We start from the raw sequence: 23,693 nt of genomic DNA on the forward strand, positions 1-23,693 counted from the left end.
GGTTGCGCTGGTTGCTGCCCGTGGTGGCCTTCACGGTGGGCCTTGCGGTGGTCACCTTCTGCTGGCGATGGGCTTTTCCCGCCCCGTACTGGCCGGTGGTGGGGTTGCCCAGTCCCGGTTTCCTGCCCCAGTACGTGGCCTTGTTCGCTGTGGGGATCTTCGCCTACCGCGGTGACTGGCCGAATCGTCTGCCTGGCCGGGCCGGTCTGGTCGGGGCGGTGACGGCGTTGGCGGCCTTGCCCGTGATGCTCGCGTTCGGGATGACCACCCCTGGTAGTGGGGCGGCGCTGGGGCAGATCCTGGCCGAGGGTTTCTTCGCCACCGGTGTGATCTTGGCGCTGTTGGTGTTCTTCCGTCGGTTCGTGACCGGGCAGGGGGGCCTGTGGCGATTCTTGTCCGCCAACGCCTACGCCGTATACGTGCTTCACGCGCTGGTACTGGTGGGCCTGGGTGTGCTGCTCAGCGGATGGGAGGGCACGGCGGTGGCCAAGTTCGTCGTCCTTGCGGCTTTGGCGGTGCCGTCGACCTGGCTCTTGGCCGCGTTCGTGCGAGCGCTTCCCGGAGCCAAGAGGGTGCTGTGAACAAGGATCCTCTTCTGTGCCCGGCCCTGGTGGTCAAGGGCCCGGGCTCAGGTGCAGTTCGGTGATCTGAGCGTCCCGAGGCAGATCCAGCACGTCCACGATCGCCCGTGCCAGGGTGGCGGGGCGGATACATGAGTCGGGGTCGTAGGGACGCCCGAAGTCGGTGCGCACCCGACGCAGTGTTTCGGTGGCGGTGCCGCCAGGATGGACGCTACTCACTCGCACCCCCGTGTTCGTGCTCCTCCCCGCGCAGGGCAGGCACAGGCGGATGAGTTCGGCGGCCGAGAGCAGGTTGACCGCCATCACCCGTTGCCACAGGTCGGTGGGGCAGTCGGCCACCGGGGCCACCGGGGACAGTCCCGCGCAGTGGATGAGGGCCTTCAGTTCGGTGTCCGGGCCTGGCAAGGACTCTACGGCCATGGCCGGCTTCGAGGGCTGTTCCAGGTCGGCGTGGACGGGCGTGAGGCCGGGCCGGCCATGGGCCAGGTCGTTCAGGCGGTCGAGATCACGTCCCAGGGCGAGCACGTGGCGTCCACGGTGGAGGAGTTCGTCGGTCAGGGCGGTGCCGATGCCGCCGGTGGCGCCGGTCAGTAGGACGGTGGGGTGGGCATGGGGCCGATTCTGTCAGGGCGGGGTGGCCAAAGTCGATGGTGTTCTCCTCTCCCCGGTGTGGCGCCATCGGGGAGAGGAGGCGGATGCGGCCTTCAACCGGCCACGTGCACCGGGTCGGCACCGGCGTCGCTGTGCGCGAACTGGGTGCGGTACAGCTCGGCGTAGCGGCCGCCGGTGGTGAGCAGGTCGGTGTGGGTACCGCGTTCTGTGATGCGGCCGTCCTCCACCACCAGGATCGTGTCGGCGGCGCGGATGGTGGACAGACGGTGGGCGATCACCAGGGCGGTGCGTCCCTGCAGTGCTTCGGCCAGGGCGGCCTGTACGGCGGCCTCGGAGGTGGAGTCCAGCGCCGAGGTGGCCTCGTCCAAGATGACGATCTCGGGGTCGGTCAACAGGAGGCGGGCGATGGTCAGGCGTTGGCGTTCCCCGCCGGAGAAGCGGTAGGCGGGCTCACCCACCACGGTGTCCAAGCCCTCGGGCAGGGAAGCGATGAGGGTGTCCAGGCGAGCGCGGCGTAGTGCGTCCCAGATCTGTTCCTCGGTGGCCCTCGGTGCACCGAGCGTGAGGTTGGCGCGGATGGATTCGTGGAACAGGTGGCCGTCCTGGGTGACCATGCCCAGGGTGGCGCGGATGGTCTCGAAGGTCAGGTCGCGTACGTCGGTATCGCCCAGGCGTACGGCGCCCGAGTCCACGTCGTACAGGCGTGGAGTGAGTTGGGCGATGGTGGACTTTCCGGCGCCGGAGGAGCCGACCAGGGCCACGGTCTGTCCGGGTTCGACGTGGAAGGAGACGTTGTGCAGGACGGGGCCGTGTTCGGTGGTGTCCAGGGCGGCGACCTCCTCCAAGGAGGCCAGGGAGACCTTGTCAGCGGTGGGGTAGGCGAAGGTGACGTCGTCGAACTCCAGTGAGACCGGGCCGGGAGGGATCTTGCGGGCGTCGGGTTTTTCGTCCACCAAGGGCTTGAGGTCCAAGACCTCGAAGACGCGGCTGAAGCTGACCAGGGCGCTCATGATCTCCACTCGGGCGCCGGCCAGGGCGGTCAGTGGAGCGTACAGGCGGGTCAGGAGCATGCCCATGGACACGACGGTGCCCGCGTCCATTCGGCCGGTGAGGGCGTAGAACCCACCGAGGCCGTAGACCAGGGCCAGGGCGAGCGCGGAGACCAGGGTCAGGGCGGTGAAGAAGACCTCTTGGACCATGGCGGTGCGCACGCCGATGTCGCGTACGCGTGCGGCGCGGCGGGCGAATTCGGCGGACTCTTCGCTGGGGCGGCCGAACAGTTTGACCAGGGTGGCACCGGGGGCGGAGAAGCGCTCGGTCATCTGGGTGCCCATGGCGGCGTTGTGCAGGGTGCGTTCACGTTCGATGCGGGCGAGACGGGCGCCCATGCGGCGAGCCGGGATCACGAAGACGGGCAGCAACAGCAGGGCGACCAGGGTGATCTGCCAGGACAGGGTGAGCATGACGGCCAAGGCCAGTAAAAGGGTGACCAGGTTGCTCATGACCCCGGAGAGCACGTCGCTGAAGGCACGTTGGGCGCCGATGACGTCGTTGTTGAGGCGGCTGACCAGGGCCCCGGTGCGGGTGCGGGTGAAGAAGGCCACCGGCATCCGTTGGACGTGGTCGTAGACGGTGGTGCGCAGGTCCAGGATGAGTCCTTCGCCGACCTGGGCCGAGAGACGGCGGACCAGGAGCGCCAGGGCGGCTTCGGCGATGGCGACCGCGGCGATGAGTGCGGCCAGGAACAGTACGGGGCGTAGTGCGGAGCCGTCGATGATGGCGTTGACGACCTGCCCGGCCAGGAGGGGCGCGGCCACGGCCAGGGCGGCGGTGAGCACGCTCAGGAGCAGGAACCAGGTCAAGGGGCGGGCGTGTGGGCGGGCGAATCCGGCGATTCTGCGCAGGACCGGCAACGAGAAGGGACGCTGGTCCTCCTTGGCGTGCATCGCGTGGTAGATGGAGTTCCACGCGGCCATTTCCATGCTCATCGGTTCCACCGATCGGTCGGGTTCGCGAGTTCCCTTGAACCGTAGAACCTCAAGGAAGGTTCAGGTCAATCCTCACACAAAAACTCCCTATTTTCCCTTATATGCGTTCCACTAGGGAATGATGAAGGATTTTCGAGGGTTTCGGGGAGGGTTTGGTGGGCTCGATCTACACCACGCAAGAGGCGGGCCGGCGACTTCGGGACCCTTATCTGCGCGAACTGGACCACTGGCCGGTTTCAGCCGAGCTATCGCGTGTGCCCACCCGTGAAGGGGAGACCTTCGTACTGATCAGCGGATGCGAACACGCACCGCCGCTGGTGTTGCTGCACGGGTCGGGTGCCAACGCCACCACCTGGCGCGGGGACGTGGCCGCCTGGTCGGAACACTTTCGGGTGCATGCGGTGGATCTGGTGGGCGAGCCCGGTCCGAGTGCCCCCTCACGCCTCGACTTGAGCACCGTGGCGAGCGCGCGGTGGTTGGACGACGTCCTGTCCGGACTGGGTCTGGAGCGGGTGGCATCGGTGCGAATGCCCCTGGGAGGGTGGATCGGGTTGGACTACGCGATCCGCCGCCCTGGACGCCTCACCCGGATGGCGTAGGGGTGCCCGGCCGGTGTGGGCGTCCAGCGCCGGTGGCGGGTCCTGGGCGCGGGATCGCTGATGTTGTTCGGCCGCTCTGGCAGGAGGGCCTCCGCCCGCTACCTGACCGGTCTGGGTGGGCCCGAGGAACGGGTGGCTCTGGAAGCGGTAGTGGAGGGGTTTGCCGGCTTTCGGCCTCGCACCGAACAGTCACCGGTCTTCACCGACGCGGTTCTGCGCACCCTGACCACGCCGGTGCAGGTGACCGTGGGTGAGCGCGACCGCATGTTCGACTCCGCGGGCACCGCGCCGCGTATGCGCGAACACGTGCTCCACGCCCGGGTGCGAGTACTGCCCGGGGCGGGTCATGCCGCCCTGGGTCAAACCGAACCGGTGCTGGAGTTCCTGCGCGGTCGAGTCGTCTGCCCGGACCCGGACAGGGCACGTGGGGCGGGTATGGGTGAGTCCTTGGGGTCAGGAGGTGCTGAGCAGGGTGTCGATGCCGACTTGTTGGAGGCCGTTGAGCACGAGGACGAGACCGACGATGCCGATGATCCAGGCCAGCGCCTCGCGGGATCCGGAGTCGACCTTCTCCCGCCAACGCTCCAGGCGGGGGCGCAGGCGTTCACCGAAGATCCGGTGGCCCAGGTAGAGCAGGACGGGCGGGAGCACCATGATCAGGTTGTAGGCGGCCAGCATCGGCATCCAGGTGGTCACGGCCAGCCCGGCGGTGCCCATGACGCCGATCGCGCCCAGGTAGGGGAGGGCGGTGCCGGCCTCCAGTAACCCGGTGGCCAGACCCAATCCGATCATCGTGGTGGTGCGCAGCGAGGCGGGGCGGCGCGGGGCACTGCTCTTGGTGGGCATGACCCAGGAGTAGACGAACAGGGCACCGCCGAGGACGACCATGCCCCAACCCACGGCGGGACTGTCGGCCAGGTGGGACAGATGGTTCAGGGCCGCCCCCAGCCCGAGCATGAGCGCGCAGCCCAAGGCGAAGTAGAACAGGGCCACGGTGCCCAGATAGGCCAAGAGCGGCCGAGCGGGCCGACGCGCACCGTTGAGCAGCACGAACAGTGATACGCCCAGGGTGGTCGGGCTCAGGGTGTCCAGCAGGGCCAAGCCCAGGACCGGGAGCAGTACGTCTAAGGGCGGCATCGTTTCTCCCATTTAACACGAGTGTGCTAAATAAAATAACACGATCGTGCTAAAAAAGAAGGGTGCCGAAGATCGTCGACCATGAAGAGCGCCGTAGGGCCCTGGCCGAAGCCCTGTGGCGGGTGATCGCCGACCACGGGCCTCGGGCGGTCTCCATCCGCAGTGTCGCAGCCGAGGCGGGCCTTTCCACCGGGGCGCTGCGCCACTACTTCCAGACCCGCGAGGAACTCCTCGCCTTCGCGCTGGACCTGTCCGAGGAACGGGTCGTCCAACGCATGGAAGAGCACGGGCGCATCTTCGACCCCGAGGCGCCCATGATCGACCGGGCCTTGGGGTTCGCCGAGCAGATGATGCCCTTGGACCAGATCCGCCGAGCCGAGTACCGAGCCTGGGAGGTCACCGGCGACCCTGACTTCCTCGATCCCAAGCTGGAGCATCGTTGGCGACGACAGCGCGCGTTCTATCGGCGGCTGGTCGGTGGACTGGGCGGATTCCCGCCTTTGGAAGACCCCTTCCGACACCACCCTGACCCCTGGTTGGAAACCTGGTCGGAATACCTGCACACCTTCGTCGACGGGCTCTCGTCGCAACTCATGGTCAACCCCGAGCAGACCACTCCCGAAGCGGCCCGCACCCGGCTACGCGGCTTTTTGGCCCACATCGAATCCACCCGTTCCCATCGAACGTGAACCCAGGGGCGGTGGTCACAGCGGTGTGGCGGCGAACATACTCTGGGCGCAAACGGACACAAGGGGGGAAATTAGAGTGACCACCATCCCGAACGAGCAGGGCACGACTCCGATGACGCAGGAGATCACCTTTCGGCTCGCGTCCGAAACCGACGTCCCTGCCTTGGTCGCGTTGGTCAACTCCTGCTATCGGGGCGAAGGCTCCAAGCAGGGCTGGACCACCGAGGCCGACCTGCTGGGCGGGCAACGGATGGACGCCCCGACCATGAGCGAACTGCTCTGTCGCAGCAACACCCTGATCCTGGTGGGCGAGGTCCAGGGCACACTGGTCACCTGCTGCGAACTACAACGCGGGGTCAACGGCGCCTACTTCGGGATGTTCTCGGTGCGACCGGACCTGCAGGGCGCGGGTCTGGGCAAGGTCGTGCTCGCCCAGGCCGAACAAATGGCCGTGCGTGAGTGGGGCAGCCGCCTGATGCGCATGAAGGTGCTCAAGCAACGCCCCGAACTGATCGCCTGGTATGAGCGTCGCGGCTACACCAACACCGGCAAGACCGAACCCTTTCCCTACGGTGACGAGGCCTTCGGTCTGCCCAAGCGCGATGATCTGACCTTCGTCGAACTCACTCGCGAGTTGCCCCTCTGAGCCGTCTCAACTCCGCTCCAGGTTGGCCGACATCCGTTTCAAGACGTCCACGGTGGCCAGGTACTCCTGGTCATCGATGTTCTCGGTGAGTCGGTCACGGGACCGTTGGACCCGTTCCAGTAGGGCATCGTGGGCACGTCGCCCCTCCTGGGTCGTTTCCAAGGACACCAGGCCCTTGATCCAGCCACGCTGTCGCAGGGCCTCCACCTCGGGCTCGACCGTGGTCTCGTCCTCCTCCAGGAAGGGTAGGAGCCGCTGGTCCAACTGCAACAGGGTGGCGGGTTCGTTGTGCAGGGAGTTGAGCACCTGCCACTGGCGACGGTCCAGTGACTCCGCCGCCAGCACACGGTCCAGGTCGCTCTCGATGAGCCGGTCCAGGTGCTTGAGCCAGTAACCGATCGGCAGGTCGGACATGCTCTCCTCCGATGTCGACGTCGCGGCCCGGCACCGAGCCGCACCTACGTGCGCCATACCCTCCCAGACGGTGTTTCCTACGCGATGCGCGCGTGCGTGCCCACCGCACCGGTCGCGAGGAGCAGGATGCTCCGGTCAGGGGATCCGGCACAGGATCGCGCCGCGGGGGACGATGAACACCCCGTCGGGGTGCTCGCTCCAACGCTTCCACCCCTGGGAGATCTCCTCCAGATCGGTGTGGGTGGCGAACCCTTCGGCCACCGCCTGACGGCCCATGTCCGAGGCCAGGATCCTGCGCGACCACATGTCACCCCACCAGGCACGCCGCTGCGGTGAGGAGTGGCTCCACACTTCGCCGACGTAGGTGATGTCTTCGAAGCCGGCGGCGCGGGCCCAGGCGAGCATGCGGCGCCCGGCGTCGGGCTCGCCCCCGTTGGCGCGGGCCACCCGCTGGTACAAGTCCATCCAGGCGTCCAGTTCGGGCAGCCGTGGATACCAGTGCATGCCCGAGTAGTCGCTATCGCAGGCGGCCACGACCCCACCGGGGCGTGCCACACGGCCCATCTCGGCCAGGGCGCGCACCGGGTCGCTCACGTGCTGCAGGACCTGGTGGGCGTGGACCACCTCGAAGGCGTCATCGGGCAGGTCCAGGGCGTGGACGTCGTCGACACGGAAGTCGATGCCTTCGACGCCCTGTTGCCGGGCGGTGGCGCGTGCCTGTTCGATGGCTTCGGGGGAGGCGTCCACGGCGGTGACCGGCCCCGGGGCGACCCGTTGGGCCAGGTCGGTGGTGATGCTGCCAGGGCCGCATCCCACGTCCAGTAACGAACGCCCGGGGAGTAGTTCGGGTAGCGCGTAGGCGGCGGAGTTGTCGGCGTCGCGCCACAGGTAGGAGCCGGTGACCGTGGGGTGTTGACCGTGGGTGTAACGGGCCATGTCGAGTTCGTCCTTGGTCGGAAGGTTTCCGGACTGGACCGACCCTACCTTGAATGTCTCTTCTTATGAGATTTCAATCTCACGATGAGAGATGTTTGGTCAATGGAGCTCGGAAAGCAGCGAGCGGACGAACTCCAGTAGCCGGGCGGTCTCCTCCAATCCGCCGACCAGGACGATGCGGGCGCGGGCGCGCTCGGGGTCGTGGACCACCTGCACGTGGGTGCGTACGCCGTTCCCTGGCGGCCCGGCGACGGCCGAGGTGAGCAGCGTGCTCAGTCGGTCGACCATGGCTCGGTCCACATCGTCGATCTGCACAACGGTGGAGGCCTCCGCGTGCGGGCGTTCGCCCGAACTCGCTCCTTCCTCGGGGTCACCACCGGTGAACGCGATCAGGTCCTTACGGTGGATCCGGTACTGCTTACCGATCCGGGTGGCGGCCAGACGCCCCTCGCGCACGTAGGCGCGCACGGTCTTGACGTGCAGGCCCAACAGTTCCGCGACCTGGTCCACCGAGTAGTACTGCTGGGCCACGTTCCACCTCCCAGAACATCCCGTGGTGGCCCCAAACGTATCCGGCTGAGGGAGCCCGAGGGCAATCTGGGAACCCGGGGGGTGTCAGGGGGCTTCCGTGGAAGGAGTGCGCCGCCTTCCGGTCAGGCGCCACCACACCACCAGGAACGCCCACAGCAGGGTCGGCAGCAGCGTCCAGTCGGTGTAGCCCAGCGTTCCGGGCCGGTACGACATGCCCAGGGCCACACCCACCGCCAGGCTGAGCAACGCCACTGGCCAGGGGGAGGCTTCACCGAGAAAGCGCAACAGTCGACTGTAGCCCCACAACAGCAGGAACACCGTGGCGGTGACCACGAGTACCAGGGGCCACACCTCACCCGGTTCCCCCGTCACCCCACCGAAGGCGAACAGGGCCGGCACCATGAGCAGGCACAGGGCCAGGACGGGGGCGAGCACGGCGGCCGCCACCGCGCAGGCCAAGGGTCCCCACAGGTTCTCGCGGTTCGGCCCGGGACGGGGGGAGTCATCGGGTCCGCCGCTCGCAGAGGTCACGTCCTGATGTTTCCCACCTTCGACGTTCTCAGCCCTGATGACGAAGGCCCGTTTCGCCGGCTTCGTGGGCTTGGCGACGACGTGGCCGAGGGCTTGGGGCGCACGCGAGGTCACCATCCGAGGCCGGCGGGTGTCCTGGAGCCCCGACCCGGAGGGGTGGTGCTGGCACCACCGGCCATTCTCGTGCTGATGGCCTCGTCCACCATCGCCCACGAATCTAGATTGGACCCTGTGAGCGGCCTACCAGGAACACACGCGACCGTATCGGCCACCGGAGTGCCGGGCGCCCCCGTCGCCGTACCCTTCCTGGCCGAGGCGCGGGCCCATACCTGGCGGGTGCGCCTGGTCGAGGTACTGCACCTGATGACCTCCTTGGCGCTGGCCCTGTTCTACCTGGTTCCGGCCTGTTCGTTGGTGGCCTCGGCGGCCTGGGTGGGGTTGCGGCTCTACGCTCCGTGGAATCCGAACCCGGACCTGCTCACGCAAGGGCTTCCGCTGCAGAGCCCGGCCCTGGAGGCCCTGGTGTTCGTGGTGGTGATGCCGGTGGCCGCGACCCTGATGGCGCGCCTGGCGTGCTACACCCAGCGCACCCGACTGGCCAACGTGTTCGGGATCGTGGAGGCCGGCCCACCCGGCCTCTGGGTCCACAGCGATCCCTGGGCGCGCGGCTGGGGCTTCGTCTTCGGTCGTCAGGCCTGGTCGATGGTGGTCTACAGTACCGTCGCCGGCCTGCACGGGCTGTTGGCCGGCGGTCTGGTGGCGATCCTGGTGGTGTGCGGAGGTGCGGCCTGCCTGGGTGCCCTACTCGGGATGGTGTACGTACTGGCCCAAGGGGCCGCACCTGCGGATCTGCTGGGCCCACTGGGCCTGGTGTTGCTGGGTCCGGTCGCCGCCCTGGTGGGGTTGCGGCTGGCGCCCACGGTGGTCTCCTCCGAGGTCCTGCTATTGCGCACGCTGTTGTTCGATGCCCCCGAGGTGCGTATGCGTCGCAGGCTCCTGCACGTTCAGGACAGTCGTCAGCGCATGGTGGACGCCGCGGAGGCCGAGCGCCGCCGTATCGAACGCGATCTGCACGACGGTGCCCAACAACGCCTGCTCGCCCTGACCCTGACCCTCACCCGGGCCCGTGCCCGCCTGGCTCACGCCCCCCAAGGAGCACGTGAGCTCATCGCCGAGGCCCAACGCGAGTCCAAGGAGGTCATGACCGAACTGCGCCAGGTCGCCCGTGGCCTGCACCCACGGGTCCTGACCGATCACGGGTTGGGCGCGGCGCTGCCGGTGGCGGCGGGCCGCTCACCGGTCCCGGTCCGGTTGGAGCTGGAACTGACGGAGCGTCCCTCACCACGGGCGGAAGGGGTGGCCTACTACGTGGTCAGTGAGGCGTTGACCAACGTCGCCAAGCACGCCGAGGCCGGTCAGGTGTGCGTGGCGCTGTCCCGCGTCGCGGCCCGCGGGAGCGACCTGTTGCGTGTGGTCGTCACCGACGACGGTGTCGGTGATGCCGACCCCGAGGCGGGCACCGGTCTGTACGGGCTGTGGGACCGAGTGGACGCCGTCGATGGGGTGTTGACCGTGCACAGTCCCGAAGGCGGGGGCACCGTGCTGACCGCCGAGATCCCATGGAAGGCCTGACAGTGAGCATCGAAGAGATTGTGCGCCCCGGGCCGCGCGTGATCATCGCCGAGGATTCGGTGTTGTTGCGCGGCGGAATGACCCGGCTGTTGGAGGACGCCGGGGTGCGGGTCGTGGCGTCGGTGGGCGATGCCGACGCGCTGATCGAGGCGGTGGACACGCACCCGGAGGTGGACCTGTGTCTGGTGGACATCCGGATGCCGCCCACCTATTCCGAAGAAGGGATCCAGGCCGCGGTGAAGATCCGGCGGGCCCACCCTGAGGTAGCGGTGCTGTTGCTGTCCCAACACGTGGTCGATCGCTATGCCGCCGACCTTTTGGGAGCGGGTGCCTTCAAGGTCGGTTACCTGCTCAAGGACCGGGTGGCCGACATCGAGGAGTTCATGGAAACGCTGCGTCGGGTGGCCGACGGCGGGGCCGCGATCGACCCCGAGGTGGTCACCCAACTGCTCAGCAAACGTCAGGACGGTTCTTTGGAGCGGCTCACCCCGCGCGAGAGCGAGGTGCTGGAAGTAATGGCCCAAGGGCTGAACAACGCGGGAATCGCCGACCGGCTCGTCATCACCGAACGCGCGGTGGAAAAGCACATCCGGTCCATCTTCCTCAAGCTCGATCTGGGCCAGGACGAGTACGACCACCGCAGGGTCCAGGCGGTGCTGCGCCATCTGCGCGGCTCGGCCCGGCACTGAGGAACAGAACAGACCAAGGAGGGCCCGTGCCTTCCGAAAGGAGATCGACGTGACTTTCAGGGCGCGTGGCCTGTACGCCTCGTCCAGCAAGGAATCGAGCCGGTTCCGGTGGGGCCCGTGGATGGCCTTGGGCGGTGTGCTCGTGGTGACCCTCATGGTGCTCACCGCGCTGTCCGTCCTGGGCAACGTGGTGTCCCAGCAGGGTGAGCGGGCCGACTCCTATGGCGGGGTGAGCGAGCTGCACCTGAGCAACGACACCGGCGGCCGGATCGAGCTCTACCCGGCCGAGGGTGAACAGATCGTCATCGAACGCACCCTGCGTGGCGGCCCCCTGTCCGAACCGCGGGAAAGCGTCGAGGAGTCCGGTGAGCGATTGGACGTAGAAACCCGCTGCAGCGGGCCGCTGTTCTTCTCCCGCTGCTCGGCGGAGTACGACATTCGGGTTCCCGAGGGGGTCGCTCTGACCTTGACGACCATCAGCGGGGACGTGCGGGTACAGGACCTGAGCGCAAACCTGACGGTGACCACCACCAGTGGTTCGATCGAGGTCTTGGACCACCAGGGGCGGGTGCGGGCCAAGACCACCTCCGGTGACATGGACTTGTCCGAGGTCACCGGCTCCATCACCGCTCAGAGCACCAGCGGGTCCATCGACGCCTCGGGCGAGGGAGAGTCGCTGGAGGTCTCGACCACCTCGGGTGACATCGTCGCCGCGGGTTTCAAGGCCCAGCAGGTGCGGACCGAGTCGGTCAGCGGTGACCTGGAGTTCGGAGGCGGATTCACCTCCCTGGAGACCTCCACCACCTCCGGCGATGTGGAGATCAGGACCGAGACCGTCTTCGACCTGATGTCGGTGAAGACCATCAGTGGTGACGTGGAGGCCTGGGTGCCCGAGGGTGTCTACGCCATCGATGGGAACTCGACCTCGGGCGATCGTGACTTCGGCGTGGACACCTCTCCCGAGGCCGACAGCCGTATCGAGGTGGACACCACCAGTGGTTCGGTGCGTGTGGGTTGAGTGGGGCCGGGGTCGCACCACCGGCCCCACCCCGTTCAGCCCTGCCCGCGCCGTTGGAAACGCAACGCCGCCCAGTCCGAGTCGATCGGCTCTTGGGCGGCCGGGGCCCATCCGGCTTCGAGAAGGGTGTCCCAACCCTTGTCCGCGGTCAGGTCGGTGATGATGGTGCCACCACGTCGAGGGAAGCACACCCACAACCGGGTCGTGGGTGACACGAGATCCAACACGGCCGGTCCTTCCCGGTCCACCGTGCCCCGGTCCAGCGCGAAAAGGTGCACACCGTCATAGACGGCACCCTCGATCGGCCCCAGGTCGATGTGGGTGCCGGATGGGGGATCCAACAGGCGCAGATAGCGTTCGGGCGCGTTGAGCACGAGCAACCGATCCGCGGGCCCTACCTCCAGCCTTTGGGCGAGCGTGGACGCCATACCTCCTCCGTTCACATGCCTGCCCGGCCCACCGTACGGTTTCTCCGGGCCCAAACCGAGGACCTGCCCCGTCTGGTCCCGGAGATGACCGGGTTTTTAGGATGTTTCCATGACACAACACAACGGTGGACCGCGCTGGGGCGTGGTCGGTACCGGTGGAATCGCGCACGCCTTCCTCGAGGGTCTTCGGGCCGTCCCCTCGGCCCAGGTGGTGGCGGTGGGCTCGCGACGGCCGGATGGCGCCGAGGCGTTCGGGCGTGCCTGGGACATCCCCCATCGCCACGGAAGCTACGCGGAACTGGCCGCCGATCCCGACGTCGACGTGGTCTACGTGGCCACCCCCCACCCCTGGCACCATCCCGTCACCCTCTCGATGCTCGAAGCCGGCAAGCACGTGCTGGTGGAAAAGCCCATGGCCATGAACGCCCTGCAGGTCAGCGAGATGGTGGCGGCCGCACGGTCAGGCGACCGCTTCCTGATGGAGGCGATGTGGACGCGCTACCTTCCCGTGCACGAACTGGCCCGTACGCTGCTCGCCGAGGGAGCCATCGGCGAACTGTGTTCGATGTCCGCCGATTTCGGGATCAACGTGCCCTACGATCCCGACCACCGGCTGTTCAACGCCGACCTGGGTGGTGGCGCCCTGCTGGATCTGGGGATCTACCCGTTGGCGTTGGCCTCGCAGTACCTGGGTGAGTTGACCGTGGTGGGAGCCACTCGCCGGCTGTCCCCGGACCGGATGGTGGACACCCACACGACCATGCTGGTGCGCGGGGAGAACGGGGTGACGGCCACCCTCGAATGCGCCTCGCTCACCACCTTGCCGGGCCGTGCGGTGCTGGCCGGGTCGGCCGGACGGATCGAGATCGAACGTTTCTGGGCCGCCACCGACCTGGTCCTGCACCGGGACGGGCGTGAACCCGAAAGGTTCCACCGACCACTTCGAGCCAACGGCTATGAGTACGAAGCCGAGGAGGTGGCGCTTCGTCTGGCCGCGGGCGAACGGGAGAGCCCACGGATGCCTTGGTCGGAGAGCCTGCGCTTGGCCACGGTGATGGATCGAATCCGCGACATGGCCGGGTTGGCCTACACCCACCCCACCGTCAAGGCCGTCCCTCTTTGACGAACCCCAAGGCGCCCGCACCGGTGGGGGCGGCCCTTCGGGTCGTCTCCGCCGGATCGGCTCCTCGCCCCGGGCGCCCTCCGGTGGGTACCGGAGAGGGGGTGCCCCACCATCGGCCGAGCAGGACGCGCAAGAGGAACGGAGCACTCATGCGCATCACCATCAACACGGCGTCCTTGGAGCCCACGCGCCGGGTGAAGTAGCCGTCCAGTTCGCTGTCGCCACTGCACGGGTCGGCCCCATAGACGCGCCCCTCGAACATGCGGTAGGCGTCGCGCACCAGCAGGGTGCGAGGATCCAGGTGGGGGCCGTCACCGAGCCACCGGGCGGCATCGGTGGCGATACGGGCGATGGTGGTGGGCACGGGGCGGCCACGTCGGGGAAAGACCCGGGACGGGCCCAGCCCTTTGCGCCAACCGGCGTAGACGGCCGGGTGGCGGGTGCGCAGGAGTACGTAGGTGTTGCTCCAAGGGCGGGCCAGCACCTCGCGGGTGAGGAAGTAGGTCATCAGGGCACGGGAGAGGCCGAACCTTCGGTGTGCGGGGAGCACACCGGCGGCGTCCAGGTACAGGGCGCGGCGGGAGGCGAAACGCCTGCGGTGGTAGCCACCCCAGCCGACGGGGATTCCATCTTGGTCCAGGATCAGGGCCAGGCAGGAGACGTGCTCGAAGAAACCGGAGCCGATCCGGGTGCGCCAGTAGTCGGAGTGATCGGCGCCGAAGGAACGGGCCGCCAGATCACGCAGGATGACCTGCATGTGGGCACGACAGGGTTCGGTGAGTGAGGAGGGCCGGTCCCAGCGGGCTATCCGGTAACCGTTGGCCAGGGGGCGAACGGTCGGAGGGGCGTTGAGTTCTCGTAGTTCCGGGGACAGGAGTCGAGACTGGTCGGGCATGCGAAACCCCCACTTTCATTACTCTAAGCAAGCAAGTAACTCCCTAAAGTAGCTGCTTTGGGGTGTGTGCGGGCCTGATTCGTTCTTTCAAAGATGCCCAGGGCGAACGGGACGGCCGTGGCCTCGTTGGGAGGGCTCAAGGCCCCGTTTCTCGCCCTGTCCCTCCCGAGCGGGTGAGGCGCTCACCCAGGCGGGTCATCTCCTCGCGTAGCTCCCGGGGCTCTTCGACCCACAACTCCACGTCCAACATCGCCAGGTGGCAAGCCATGGTGACCAGGTCCCCGCCCGCGCACAGCAGTACGCAGGAGTGGTCGTCCACCGCCTCGATGGAGCCGTAGTGGGCCGGTGGGCCCTCCAGGGCCTCCTGCGCGGGCATCCCCAAGCGCACGCGCGCCTTGATCGGCCACATGTGCAGATTCATCCGCTCACTCAAATAGGCCCTCACCCCTTGTTCGGGTGGCTCCCGTGGCGCGACCCTGGGGCCGGTAGGGGTGAGCGGACGCATCCGGTCCACCCGGAAGGTGCGCCAGTCCTCACGCCCGGTGTCCCAGGCCAGCAGATACCAGCGCCTGCCGTAGGAGACCAGCCGGTGCGGCTCCACGATCCGACGACTGGGAGAGCCCTCGTGGTTCTCGTAGTCGAAACGCAATATCTCGCTGTCGCGGCAGGCCGCCGCCACCAGAGCCAGGTTCTGAGCGTTGACCGTGGGCCCCTCGGAGGGCATCGGCACGGTGAAGGTGCCCACCGCGTCCACCCTGCGGCGCAGCCGGGAGGGCAGTACCTGTAACAGTTTGGCCAGGGCCCGCACCGAGGTCTCCTCGATGCCCGAAACCCCACCCTGGGCGGCGGTGCGCAGCCCCACCGCGACCGCCACGGCCTCATCGTCGTCCAAGAGCAGCGGAGGCAGGGCCGCACCCACCCCCAGGCGATAACCGCCACCGGTACCCATGACGGCGTCGATGGGGTAACCCAGCTCGCGTAGCCGCTCCACGTCGCGACGGACGGTACGCGGGCTCACCCGGAGACGTTCGGCCAGGTCGCTGCCGGGCCAATCCTTGCGGGCCTGGAGCAGGGACAGTAATTGGAGCAACCGAGCCGAGGTCGACATCATGTGTCCGAGTCTGCCGGCAATGGCGGACGGTTTCCGTCCTCCACCGGCCTGTTCCTGGCCCGCGTGGTCGGCGAACGTCAGCGTCCGCCGGACAGGGTGTGCGCGGCGCACGGGCGCGACCGGATGTTCGTCCACCGCCGTGCCCGCCACTGACACCTCAGCGGTGGGGCCGGTCGGGCACCAGCACGCTCAGGCAGGTCACGCAGCCCTCCAGCTTCTCGAATTCGGAGATGTCCACCGGCAACACCCGCAATCGTTCGGAGGTCAACTGGTGGATGGTCTCCCGTGCTGCGGCGCTGACCAATACCTCGCGCCCGCCCAAGGGCAGGACGTGGGCGCCCGGCTCCTCAGGGGCGGGGCGGATCGCGGGCAGGTCGGCGGCCTCCACCAGTTCGGGCAGACCGATCAGGGACCCGTCGGGCAGGGCGGTCACCGCCGACTTCAGGTGCAGGGCCCTACCCAACGCGACCCGGCGTACCTTGCGACCCAAGGGCGCCAGTAGCTGTTCGAGTTGGTCGGCGCCATCGGCATCGGTACGGCCCCCCACCCCCACGTAGACGGTCTCGCCCACTTGGAGAACGTCACCGCCGTCCAGGGTGCCGGGTTTTTCGACGCGGCTCACGCGCAACCCCAGGGAACGGGCGGCACGCTCGGCCCCTTCGGTCTCGCCCCGCCGCTCCGGGGCTCCCGGGCGGGTCACCACGGCCAGGTCCTCACACACCACCAGGGAGTCCTCCACGAACACCGAGTCGGGGTGTTCGGGCGCCGGCTCCACCTCGACGACCCGCCACCCGGCCGAAGCCACGGCCTCCTGGTAGATGGTGTACTGACGTGCGGCCAACACCGGATCCACCACCGTGCGGGGAAGATGGGTGAGGATCCCTTCGGCCAGGTGAGGGCCGGGGCGCCGCATCAGGGCGACCCCGTGGTAGCTGTAACCGTCCAATTCGACCTCCTGCGGAAGTTGGGGGAGGGGCCGGGCCTTGGGGAGAGGAGGCGCAGCCTATCGCGCGCCCCCACCCACCTTCGGTGATCGGCACGCGGGCCCAACGGCTTGTGTGCCGCTCGGGGCAGAGCGGCACCAGGGGTCTGTCCGTCTTCGTCCCTGGCGGACAGGGCGGCCGCTCCGGAGGGTGGGGCGGGTACGCGGACGGATGTGAGTAGGTGTACTCAGGCCCCGAGCCCAGGACTCGCACAGGATGGGGTGCATGAACGCATCCATCTCCCAACCCAGGTCCACTCCGCAGTTCTACCTTCAGTCCATCATCGCCTTCGCGATCTCCACCCTCGGTTCCTGCGTCGGAATCGCCTACCTTCCCGTCGACCTGTGGGTACGTGCCTTCTTGGGCATGAGCGTGCTGTTCGTGATCACGTCCACGTTCACCCTGGCCAAGTGCGTCCGTGACCGGCAGGAGGACGCACTTGCCGCCGAGCAGGCCCAGTTCTACCAACAGATGCCGATCTGGCAGGGTGAGCCCGCCCAGCAACGTGCCTGATCAGGGGTCGGCGCCGGGTGAGAGCGGCGCCGGCCCCACGCGTGTCGGTCGGCGAGCCCTCAAGGGCCGCTGAAGGTCGAATGTGTCCGTGCGTTCGGTCATACCGGCGTTGCGTTCTGGCGTGTGTCAGCCCGATCCGGGCACCGTGGTCGCCGTGACGATCACAGGCCCGTGCGGGGGAAGGAGCTCACTTTGAGTGATGCCGACACGAGCGGGGTGGGCCACCAGGAGGGTGGCGCCAACCTCGCTCACGTGACCATGATCGCGGCGGCGGCCGCGATGGGCGGGTTCTTGTTCGGCTACGACAGCGCCGTGATCAACGGTGCCGTCGACGCCATCCAGGAACGTTTCCAGGTGGGCGCGGGGGTCTTGGGCTTCACCATCGCCTCGGCTCTGTTGGGGTGTGTGGTGGGTGCGGCCTCGGCGGGCAACATCGCCGACCGGTTGGGGCGCATCCGGGTCATGCAGATCGCCGGGGTGCTCTTCGCGCTCAGCGCGATCGGGTCGGCCCTACCCTTCACCGTGTGGGACCTGACGGCCTGGCGGATCCTGGGCGGTGTGGCCATCGGTATGGCCTCGGTGATCGCTCCCACCTACATCGCCGAGGTCTCTCCGGCCGCCTACCGTGGCCGGTTGGCCTCCCTGCAACAGCTGGCCATCGTGTTGGGCATCGCCTGCTCCCAGCTGGTCAACTACGCCATCGCCGCGGGAGCCGGTGGCAGCGCGACCAATGACATCGGACCACTCCAGGCATGGCAGTGGATGTTGGGGGTGGAGGTACTGCCCGCCCTGCTCTACGTGGGACTGAGCCTGGTCATCCCCGAATCTCCGCGCTACCTGGTGCGGGTGGGCCGGGTCGCACAGGCACGACGGGTCCTGGGAGAGGTCGAGGGCGGCGGTGACGCACGTGTCGACCGACGTATCGACGAGATCCGTCAGGCCCTGGGTTCGGAGGTGCGACCCACCTTGCGGGACCTGACCGGGCGTTACGGCCTGCTGCCCATCGTGTGGATCGGTATGGCCATCTCGGCCTTCCAACAGCTGGTGGGCATCAACGTCATCTTCTACTACTCCAGCTCACTGTGGCAGTCGGTGGGCGTGGCCGAGTCCGATTCCCTGTTGCTGAGCCTGTTCACCTCGATCGTCAACATCGTGGGCACCGTGATCGCGATTCTGTTGGTGGACCGTATCGGTCGCAAGCCCTTGTTGTTGGTGGGTTCGGCCGGGATGACGGTGGCGCTGGCCACCGCCGCCTTCGCCTTCTCCAACGCCCGGGTGGAGGGTGAGGAGGTCACCTTGGCCTTCGCGTGGGCCGCACTGGCGCTGGTCGCCGCCAGTTCGTTCGTGTTGTTCTTCGCCCTGTCCTGGGGTGTAGTGGTCTGGGTGCTGTTGGGTGAGATGTTCCCGTTGCGGATCCGGGCCGCGGCCATGGGCGTGGCCACGGCCACTCAGTGGTTGGCCAACTGGCTGATCACCGTCAGCTTCCCGGCGCTACGTGACTGGAACCTGGCGGGCACCTACCTGATGTACGCGGGTTTCGCGTTGTTGTCCTTCCTCTTCGTGCTCAGGTTCGTGCGTGAGACCAAGGGCAAGACCTTGGAGGAGATGCGGGGCTGAGCCGAGCCGGGTGCGACCCCGTGGCAGGGGCCGCACCCGCCCTGGTCAATCCTGCCCGGTCTCCTCGCCCTCCAGTAGCTCACGGACCCGTTCGGCCGTGGTCTCCCGAAGCCGCTCGTCCAGGAACAACCATCGGGTGATGCCGATGGCCTCCAAGAACGGCAGGTCGTGGGAGGCCACCATCAGCGCCCCCTCATAGGAGGAGAGCGCTCCGACCAACTGCCGGACGCTGGACACGTCCAGATTGTTGGTGGGCTCGTCCAACACCAACAGTTGCGGCGCCGGAGTGGCCAGCATGGTCATGGCCAGGCTCGCCCGGAAGCGTTCCCCGCCCGAAAGGGTGCCGGCCGGCCGGTCGGCACGGGAGCCCCGGAAGAGGAACTTGGCCAGTTGGGCGCGAACGTGCTGAGCCGAGACCTGCGGGGCCGCGCGGGCGACGTTGTCGACCACCGATCTCGCCTCGTCCAGCAGGTCCAGACGTTGAGGTAGAAAACGGAGTGGTACCAACGCCTTCGCCTCGCCCTCCAAGGGCTCCAGATCGCCGACCAGGGTGCGCAGCAGCGAGGTCTTGCCCGCCCCGTTGCGTCCCACCAAGGCGATCCGCTCGGGGCCCCTCACCAGCAGATCAGCGTCGGTGAGCCTGCCGTGGTAGAGACGCAACCCGCTCAGACGAGCCACGTCCCGGCCACCGGGCACCACGGTGTGCGGCAACTCCACCCTGATCTGGGTGTCCTGGCGAACCGCGTCGGCGGCCTCCTCCTTACGCTCCTGGGCCTCTTGGAGCCGATCTTGGTGCAGACCCTTGAGTTTGCCCGCCGACACTTGCGCCGCTTTCTTGTGCGCGTTGGCGACGATCTTGGGAATCCCGCCCTGGGCGTCCAGCTTTTTGCTCTGGCGTTGGCGACGGGCAAGCCTGATCCGGGTCGCCTCCATCTCCTTCTTCTGTTTGCGCAGGTCGGATTCGGCCGCGCGCAGGGTCCGCCGGGCGGCCTCCTGCTGGACTCCCAGCGCCTCCTGGTAGGCCGACCAACCGCCGCCGTACCAGGTCACCTCCCCTTTGCGAAGTTCGGCGGTGCGATCCACCCGCTCCAGCAACTCCAAATCGTGGCTGACCACGATCAGGGCGCCCCAACGCCAGGACTCCACGGCCTCGTACAGGCGTCGCCTGGCGAACAAGTCCAGGTTGTTGGTGGGCTCGTCCAGGAGCAGTACGTCGGGACGTTCCATCAACAGTGCGGCCAAGCGCAGCAGCACGGCCTGGCCACCGGAGAGTTCACCGACGCTGCGGTCCAATCCGATGGTGTCCAGACCCAGCGTGCCCAAGGTGGCCAGCGCTCGTTCCTCCACGTCCCAGTCGTCGCCGATGATGTCGAAGTTGGTTTCGGAGGCGTCTCCGGACTCGATGGCGTGGAGGGCGGCGCGTTCGTCCGCGATGCCCAGGGCCTGATCGACCCTGGCTTCGGTTTCCAGGGTGATGTCCTGTGGCAGGTAGGCCAGGCGGCCGTGGACGGTCACCGACCCCTGGGCCGGGTGTGATAGTCCGGCGATGAGTCGCAGCAAGGTGGATTTGCCCGAGCCGTTGGCACCGACCAGGCCGGTACGTCCCCGGGCCACGGACATGGACAGTCCATCGAAGAGGGTCGTGCCGTCCGGCCAGCGGAAGGTCAGGTCGGAGCAGGTCACCGAGACATCGCAGGTGACGGGATGGTGCATGGTGTCGCCTCGCGGTCAGAAGCTTCGGGAAAGGGGCTTCGTGTGCGAGCACCACGCGGCCGGGGCCGGGCAGGAAGGTGAAGGAGGTCCCGTGCGGGGGACGGCTCATGCACCGAGGTTGCAACCACGCGTGTGATGCGGCCAAGGGCCGTACCGCGTGATGATCGCGAACCTCAGATGCGCAACGTCCACCTCATTCGTCGACAACAGGACGTGAGTACTCTACCCATCCGAGTGGTCCTGTCAATCCTCTTGTCGAGACGCCCGTCAGCGCTCCAGGTCGATCTTGCGCTGCAGGTACTCCTCCCGATCGATCTCACCTCTGGCATAACGCAGCCGTAGTTCCTGCTCGGCTGCGTCCAGAGGTGGTGGTGCGGGCGGCCCCGGGCGTGCCTGGTGCGGGCGCCCGGGACGTTGCCCGATGACCCGGCCGACCTCTCCGATGGTGAGCACGAAGAAGAAGGCCAACGGCAACATGATCAACAGCATGATCATCGCGGTGAACACGGCCATACGCCACTCCCTGGTCCGCTCGAGGGTGGTACCCCTCGACCCTCGCCTTCTTGTGTACCCGCCTACGGGCCGCGGCACCAGTGACGGGTGCGCTCCTGCGAACGAACGCGCGCGAGCACGTTCCCACCCCGACCCCCATAACCTGAAATGTCGTCATCAGGTGGGCCGTTCCGGCCGAAGCAGAAGAGGTGGGATGCGCATCCTCCTCGTGGACAACCACGATTCCTACACGTTCAACCTCGCCCAGTTGTTGGCAGGAGTCTTGGGCCGAGAACCCCAGGTCTTGGCCAACGACGCTCCCGATTGGGACGACTTCGACCCCGCATCGGTGGACGCCGTCGTCATCTCCCCTGGACCGGGACGCCCGCACAACGCACGTGACCTGGGCAGGCTCCCCGCCCTGCTCGCGCACACCCACCTGCCGGTGTTGGGGGTGTGTCTGGGCCACCAGGCCATCGCCCACCTGTCCGGAGCCGAGGTGACCTCGGCGCCCCTGCCCCGCCACGGCCACCTGAGCCGGATACGCCATATCGGGACCGGACTCTTCAGCGGCCTCCCACAGGACTTCACGGCGGTGCGCTATCACTCGTTGGCCGTCCCCGAACCCCTGCCACACCCGTTGGAGGCCACCGCCTGGGCCGAGGACGGTGTGGTCATGGGGCTGGCCCACCGCGAACTGCCACGGTGGGGGGTACAGTTCCATCCCGAGTCGGTGGCCGCAGAACACGGCGCGGACCTGGTGGCCAACTTCCTCGACCTGGTACGCCATCATCCGCGAACACTCCGCACACCACCCTCGCGGGCGGTCCCCGTCTCCCGACCTCGGATCGGTGAGGCACCACCTGAGCCGGTGGTCGCGCGGATCGATCAAGAGGTGGACACCGAACGCGTCTTCGCCCACCTGTACTCGGACAGCCCATACGCGTTCTGGCTGGACAGCTCCCGCCCCGAAGGGCCGGCTCGCTTCTCCTTCCTGGGCGCGCCCCAAGGACCCACCGCCGAGGTGCTCACCTATGACGTGGGCGACCAGGGCGTACGGGTAAGCGACGCACACGGCACCCGTCTGGAACCGGGCGGTGTCTTCGAGGCCCTGGAACGTCGCACCGACGCCGCCCCACGGCCCCACGGGCTACCCTTCGACTTCACCGGCGGTTACGTGGGTTACCTGGGTTATGAGCTCAAGGCCGAGACCGGAGGCGAGCGCGCCCACACCGCCACGACCCCGGACGCGGTGTGGATGCGGTGCGACCGTTTCGTGGCCGTGGACCACCACCGGGGTCGTACCTACGTGGTCTGTACCGATGGGGCCGAGGACGCACGCTCGTGGGTCGAGGACACCCGCGCGATGCTGATGGAGGTGCCCGAACTCGCCGACCCCACCCCCTCCAGCGCCCCCGTCGACCTGATCGAACTGCTGGAGCGACCCCACACCGGCTATACCGACGACGTCAAGACCTGCCTGTCCCACCTCATCGAGGGGGAGAGCTACGAGATCTGCCTGACCAACCGGGTACGGCTTCCCGCCCCCGACGGGGAGGACCTGGACTTCTATCGCAGGCTCCGGGCGGCCAACCCCGCGCCCTACGCCGCGTTCCTACGGTTGGGTGGGATGGGGGTGCTCAGCGCCTCACCCGAACGGTTCCTACGTGTGGACTCCGAACGCGTGGTCGAGAGCCGCCCCATCAAGGGCACCGCGCCACGCCACCCGGACCCGGCCACCGACACCCGCATCGCCGAGGAGTTGCGCACCGGAGCCAAGACCCGCGCCGAGAACCTGATGATCGTGGACCTGCTCCGCAACGACCTGGGGCGAGTGTGCCAGGTGGGTTCGGTGGAGGTCCCCGCGTTCATGTACACCGAGTCCCACGCCACCGTGCACCAGTTGGTGTCCACCGTCCGGGGCCGGCTGCGCCCGGAGGTGTCGACGATGGGTGCGGTGCGCGCGTGTTTCCCGGGTGGTTCGATGACGGGCGCGCCCAAGGTACGGACCATGGAGATCATCGACCGATTGGAGTCCTCCGCGCGTGGGGTGTACTCGGGAGCGCTGGGGTACGTGTCGCATTCGGGGGAGGCCGACCTGAGCATCGTCATCCGTACCGCGGTGCGCTCCCGGAAAGAACTGACGGTGGGCGCCGGCGGGGCGATCGTCTTGGACTCCGACCCCGAGGAGGAATACGAGGAGATGCTACTCAAGGCGGCGGTTCCCCTTCGAGGCCACTGACGGACCGGAGCACCCCAAGAAACAAGAACCCGTTTCAGTTCGGTGTTATGTTCCGACCATGCGAGTCGACGAATACCTCCAGTACGACGCGGTCGGCCTGGCCGCGTTGGTCCGTTCCAAGGAGGTCACCTCCACCGAACTCCTGGAAGCCGCCATCGAGCGCGCCGCCCAGGTGGATCCGGCACTCAACGCGATCAACCTGCCCATGTACGAGGAAGGGCGGCGTATCGCCGCCACCGCCCCCAGTGGCCCCCTGGGCGGAGTCCCGTTCCTGCTCAAGGACCTTTTCCAGGACTACGCCGGTTACCCCACCTCGGCCGGCAACCGGGCCCTGCGCCACGTGCCGGCGACCCGTCACTCCGAGGTGGTCCGCCGCTGGCTGAATGCGGGACTGGTGCCCTTCGCCAAGACCAACGTCCCTGAGTTCGGTGCCAAGGCCGTCACCGAACCCCTCGAGTTCGGCCCCTCCCGCAACCCTTGGAACACCGGCCACACCCCCGGCGGTTCCTCCGGTGGCTCGGCTGCCGCGGTGGCCGCGGGCATCGCCCCGGCGGCCGGAGCCAACGATGGCGG

At 67.8% G+C, this 23,693-nt stretch carries 27 protein-coding genes; 13 read left to right on the forward strand and 14 right to left on the reverse strand.

Annotation, left to right across the window (positions count from 1 at the left end; translation table 11 throughout):
- The first annotated feature begins 47 nt into the window (after positions 1-47).
- Positions 48-581 (forward strand): acyltransferase family protein, encoded by a 534-nt coding sequence (locus D472_RS29255; protein WP_275040583.1) that lies wholly within the window; start codon positions 48-50, stop codon positions 579-581.
- 33 nt (positions 582-614) lie between these two features.
- Here the strand turns inward: D472_RS29255 and D472_RS0101495 are convergent, their stop codons facing one another.
- On the reverse strand, positions 615-1,172 hold the full coding sequence (locus tag D472_RS0101495; RefSeq protein ID WP_026117275.1) for an SDR family NAD(P)-dependent oxidoreductase: 558 nt from the start codon (positions 1,170-1,172) through the stop codon (positions 615-617).
- 113 nt (positions 1,173-1,285) lie between these two features.
- Positions 1,286-3,181 (reverse strand): ABC transporter ATP-binding protein, encoded by a 1,896-nt coding sequence (locus tag D472_RS0101500; RefSeq protein ID WP_017602734.1) that lies wholly within the window; start codon positions 3,179-3,181, stop codon positions 1,286-1,288.
- Between the two features lie 155 nt (positions 3,182-3,336).
- Between D472_RS0101500 and D472_RS29385 the strand changes: the two genes are divergently transcribed.
- Complete coding sequence (locus D472_RS29385; protein WP_338036506.1) at positions 3,337-3,780, forward strand: alpha/beta fold hydrolase; 444 nt, start codon at positions 3,337-3,339, stop codon at positions 3,778-3,780.
- A gap of 189 nt (positions 3,781-3,969) precedes the next feature.
- Here the strand turns inward: D472_RS29385 and D472_RS29390 are convergent, their stop codons facing one another.
- Positions 3,970-4,128, reverse strand: coding sequence for a hypothetical protein (locus D472_RS29390; RefSeq protein WP_338036507.1), 159 nt, complete (start codon positions 4,126-4,128; stop codon positions 3,970-3,972).
- A gap of 105 nt (positions 4,129-4,233) precedes the next feature.
- The gene (locus tag D472_RS0101510; RefSeq protein WP_017602736.1) at positions 4,234-4,917 is read right to left on the reverse strand and encodes a GAP family protein; all 684 of its coding nucleotides are present in this window, start codon (positions 4,915-4,917) and stop codon (positions 4,234-4,236) included.
- Positions 4,918-4,979: 62 nt separating this feature from the next.
- Between D472_RS0101510 and D472_RS0101515 the strand changes: the two genes are divergently transcribed.
- Together D472_RS0101515 and D472_RS0101520 are read left to right on the forward strand one after the other, a co-directional pair.
- Positions 4,980-5,606, forward strand: a complete 627-nt coding sequence (locus D472_RS0101515; protein WP_017602737.1) for a TetR/AcrR family transcriptional regulator — start codon at positions 4,980-4,982, stop codon at positions 5,604-5,606.
- Positions 5,607-5,718: 112 nt separating this feature from the next.
- Positions 5,719-6,252, forward strand: a complete 534-nt coding sequence (locus tag D472_RS0101520) for a GNAT family N-acetyltransferase (RefSeq protein ID WP_086003760.1) — start codon at positions 5,719-5,721, stop codon at positions 6,250-6,252.
- A gap of 6 nt (positions 6,253-6,258) precedes the next feature.
- Here D472_RS0101520 and D472_RS0101525 read toward each other — a convergent pair whose 3' ends face one another.
- The 4 genes from D472_RS0101525 to D472_RS24570 all read right to left on the reverse strand — a co-directional run bounded on the left by D472_RS0101525 (position 6,259) and on the right by D472_RS24570 (position 8,664).
- On the reverse strand, positions 6,259-6,666 hold the full coding sequence (locus tag D472_RS0101525; protein ID WP_017602739.1) for a hypothetical protein: 408 nt from the start codon (positions 6,664-6,666) through the stop codon (positions 6,259-6,261).
- A 135-nt stretch (positions 6,667-6,801) separates the two neighbouring features.
- Positions 6,802-7,602 carry a class I SAM-dependent methyltransferase gene (locus D472_RS0101530; RefSeq protein ID WP_017602740.1) on the reverse strand — a complete coding sequence of 267 codons (801 nt, stop codon included), beginning with the start codon at positions 7,600-7,602 and terminating at the stop codon, positions 6,802-6,804.
- A 99-nt stretch (positions 7,603-7,701) separates the two neighbouring features.
- Complete coding sequence (locus D472_RS0101535) at positions 7,702-8,133, reverse strand: helix-turn-helix domain-containing protein (protein WP_017602741.1); 432 nt, start codon at positions 8,131-8,133, stop codon at positions 7,702-7,704.
- An 84-nt stretch (positions 8,134-8,217) separates the two neighbouring features.
- Positions 8,218-8,664 carry a hypothetical protein gene (locus D472_RS24570; RefSeq protein ID WP_152447867.1) on the reverse strand — a complete coding sequence of 149 codons (447 nt, stop codon included), beginning with the start codon at positions 8,662-8,664 and terminating at the stop codon, positions 8,218-8,220.
- A gap of 306 nt (positions 8,665-8,970) precedes the next feature.
- On the opposite strand from D472_RS24570, the gene D472_RS0101545 reads away from it, so the two are divergent.
- The 3 genes from D472_RS0101545 to D472_RS0101555 are packed head-to-tail and all read left to right on the forward strand — an operon-like array spanning position 8,971 to position 12,003.
- Positions 8,971-10,296, forward strand: coding sequence for a sensor histidine kinase (locus tag D472_RS0101545; protein WP_026117276.1), 1,326 nt, complete (start codon positions 8,971-8,973; stop codon positions 10,294-10,296).
- A complete protein-coding gene (locus D472_RS0101550) occupies positions 10,284-10,985 on the forward strand; it encodes a response regulator transcription factor (protein ID WP_026117277.1) in 702 nt (233 codons plus the stop codon). Before D472_RS0101545 ends, D472_RS0101550 begins: the two co-directional genes overlap by 13 nt.
- A gap of 49 nt (positions 10,986-11,034) precedes the next feature.
- On the forward strand, positions 11,035-12,003 hold the full coding sequence (locus tag D472_RS0101555) for a DUF4097 family beta strand repeat-containing protein (RefSeq protein WP_026117278.1): 969 nt from the start codon (positions 11,035-11,037) through the stop codon (positions 12,001-12,003).
- 35 nt (positions 12,004-12,038) lie between these two features.
- Here D472_RS0101555 and D472_RS0101560 read toward each other — a convergent pair whose 3' ends face one another.
- A complete protein-coding gene (locus tag D472_RS0101560; protein ID WP_017602746.1) occupies positions 12,039-12,431 on the reverse strand; it encodes a hypothetical protein in 393 nt (130 codons plus the stop codon).
- Between the two features lie 109 nt (positions 12,432-12,540).
- On the opposite strand from D472_RS0101560, the gene D472_RS0101565 reads away from it, so the two are divergent.
- Complete coding sequence (locus D472_RS0101565; RefSeq protein WP_017602747.1) at positions 12,541-13,554, forward strand: Gfo/Idh/MocA family protein; 1,014 nt, start codon at positions 12,541-12,543, stop codon at positions 13,552-13,554.
- Here the strand turns inward: D472_RS0101565 and D472_RS0101570 are convergent.
- Positions 13,535-14,449, reverse strand: coding sequence for a GNAT family N-acetyltransferase (locus tag D472_RS0101570; protein WP_017602748.1), 915 nt, complete (start codon positions 14,447-14,449; stop codon positions 13,535-13,537). The two genes, D472_RS0101565 and D472_RS0101570, sit on opposite strands and share 20 nt — an antisense overlap.
- Before the next feature lie 136 nt (positions 14,450-14,585).
- On the reverse strand, positions 14,586-15,560 hold the full coding sequence (locus tag D472_RS0101575) for a helix-turn-helix transcriptional regulator (RefSeq protein WP_017602749.1): 975 nt from the start codon (positions 15,558-15,560) through the stop codon (positions 14,586-14,588).
- Between D472_RS0101575 and D472_RS28375 the strand changes: the two genes are divergently transcribed.
- Entirely contained in the window at positions 15,561-15,713 is a 153-nt protein-coding gene (locus tag D472_RS28375; protein ID WP_017602750.1) for a hypothetical protein, read from the forward strand.
- 4 nt (positions 15,714-15,717) lie between these two features.
- Here the strand turns inward: D472_RS28375 and ddaH are convergent, their stop codons facing one another.
- Positions 15,718-16,506 (reverse strand): dimethylargininase, encoded by a 789-nt coding sequence (gene ddaH / locus D472_RS0101585; RefSeq protein ID WP_017602751.1) that lies wholly within the window; start codon positions 16,504-16,506, stop codon positions 15,718-15,720.
- A 262-nt stretch (positions 16,507-16,768) separates the two neighbouring features.
- Between ddaH and D472_RS0101590 the strand changes: the two genes are divergently transcribed.
- Together D472_RS0101590 and D472_RS0101595 are read left to right on the forward strand one after the other, a co-directional pair.
- Positions 16,769-17,056: a YiaA/YiaB family inner membrane protein gene (locus tag D472_RS0101590; protein ID WP_017602752.1), complete on the forward strand. Its 288-nt coding sequence runs from the start codon at positions 16,769-16,771 to the stop codon at positions 17,054-17,056.
- 192 nt (positions 17,057-17,248) lie between these two features.
- Positions 17,249-18,673 (forward strand): sugar porter family MFS transporter, encoded by a 1,425-nt coding sequence (locus tag D472_RS0101595; protein WP_051045916.1) that lies wholly within the window; start codon positions 17,249-17,251, stop codon positions 18,671-18,673.
- Between the two features lie 45 nt (positions 18,674-18,718).
- On the opposite strand, the gene D472_RS0101600 is transcribed toward D472_RS0101595, so the two are convergent.
- Together D472_RS0101600 and D472_RS0101605 are read right to left on the reverse strand one after the other, a co-directional pair.
- Positions 18,719-20,386 carry an ABC-F family ATP-binding cassette domain-containing protein gene (locus D472_RS0101600; protein WP_017602754.1) on the reverse strand — a complete coding sequence of 556 codons (1,668 nt, stop codon included), beginning with the start codon at positions 20,384-20,386 and terminating at the stop codon, positions 18,719-18,721.
- Positions 20,387-20,653: 267 nt separating this feature from the next.
- A complete protein-coding gene (locus D472_RS0101605; RefSeq protein ID WP_017602755.1) occupies positions 20,654-20,899 on the reverse strand; it encodes an SHOCT domain-containing protein in 246 nt (81 codons plus the stop codon).
- A gap of 193 nt (positions 20,900-21,092) precedes the next feature.
- Between D472_RS0101605 and pabB the strand changes: the two genes are divergently transcribed.
- Both pabB and D472_RS0101615 read left to right on the forward strand, forming a co-directional pair.
- Positions 21,093-23,120 (forward strand): aminodeoxychorismate synthase component I, encoded by a 2,028-nt coding sequence (gene pabB, locus D472_RS0101610; RefSeq protein ID WP_017602756.1) that lies wholly within the window; start codon positions 21,093-21,095, stop codon positions 23,118-23,120.
- A 58-nt stretch (positions 23,121-23,178) separates the two neighbouring features.
- A partial coding sequence (locus tag D472_RS0101615) for an amidase family protein (RefSeq protein ID WP_017602757.1) occupies positions 23,179-23,693 on the forward strand: 515 nt, incomplete at its 3' end.

This window comes from Nocardiopsis alkaliphila YIM 80379 (assembly GCF_000341005.1).
Classification (GTDB): domain Bacteria; phylum Actinomycetota; class Actinomycetes; order Streptosporangiales; family Streptosporangiaceae; genus Nocardiopsis; species Nocardiopsis alkaliphila.

Coding starts and splice junctions, on each gene's coding strand:
- D472_RS0101500 (WP_017602734.1), bottom strand. CDS start 3,181: ATGAGCATGGAAATGGCCGCGTGGAACTCCATCTACCACGCGATGCAC.
- D472_RS29390 (WP_338036507.1), bottom strand. CDS start 4,128: ATGACCCGCCCCGGGCAGTACTCGCACCCGGGCGTGGAGCACGTGTTC.
- D472_RS0101510 (WP_017602736.1), bottom strand. CDS start 4,917: ATGCCGCCCTTAGACGTACTGCTCCCGGTCCTGGGCTTGGCCCTGCTG.
- D472_RS0101520 (WP_086003760.1), top strand. CDS start 5,719: ATGACGCAGGAGATCACCTTTCGGCTCGCGTCCGAAACCGACGTCCCT.
- D472_RS0101525 (WP_017602739.1), bottom strand. CDS start 6,666: ATGTCCGACCTGCCGATCGGTTACTGGCTCAAGCACCTGGACCGGCTC.
- D472_RS0101530 (WP_017602740.1), bottom strand. CDS start 7,602: ATGGCCCGTTACACCCACGGTCAACACCCCACGGTCACCGGCTCCTAC.
- D472_RS0101550 (WP_026117277.1), top strand. CDS start 10,284: ATGGAAGGCCTGACAGTGAGCATCGAAGAGATTGTGCGCCCCGGGCCG.
- D472_RS0101560 (WP_017602746.1), bottom strand. CDS start 12,431: ATGGCGTCCACGCTCGCCCAAAGGCTGGAGGTAGGGCCCGCGGATCGG.
- D472_RS0101565 (WP_017602747.1), top strand. CDS start 12,541: ATGACACAACACAACGGTGGACCGCGCTGGGGCGTGGTCGGTACCGGT.
- D472_RS0101570 (WP_017602748.1), bottom strand. CDS start 14,449: ATGCCCGACCAGTCTCGACTCCTGTCCCCGGAACTACGAGAACTCAAC.
- D472_RS0101575 (WP_017602749.1), bottom strand. CDS start 15,560: ATGATGTCGACCTCGGCTCGGTTGCTCCAATTACTGTCCCTGCTCCAG.
- D472_RS0101590 (WP_017602752.1), top strand. CDS start 16,769: ATGAACGCATCCATCTCCCAACCCAGGTCCACTCCGCAGTTCTACCTT.
- D472_RS0101600 (WP_017602754.1), bottom strand. CDS start 20,386: ATGCACCATCCCGTCACCTGCGATGTCTCGGTGACCTGCTCCGACCTG.
- D472_RS0101605 (WP_017602755.1), bottom strand. CDS start 20,899: ATGGCCGTGTTCACCGCGATGATCATGCTGTTGATCATGTTGCCGTTG.
- pabB (WP_017602756.1), top strand. CDS start 21,093: ATGCGCATCCTCCTCGTGGACAACCACGATTCCTACACGTTCAACCTC.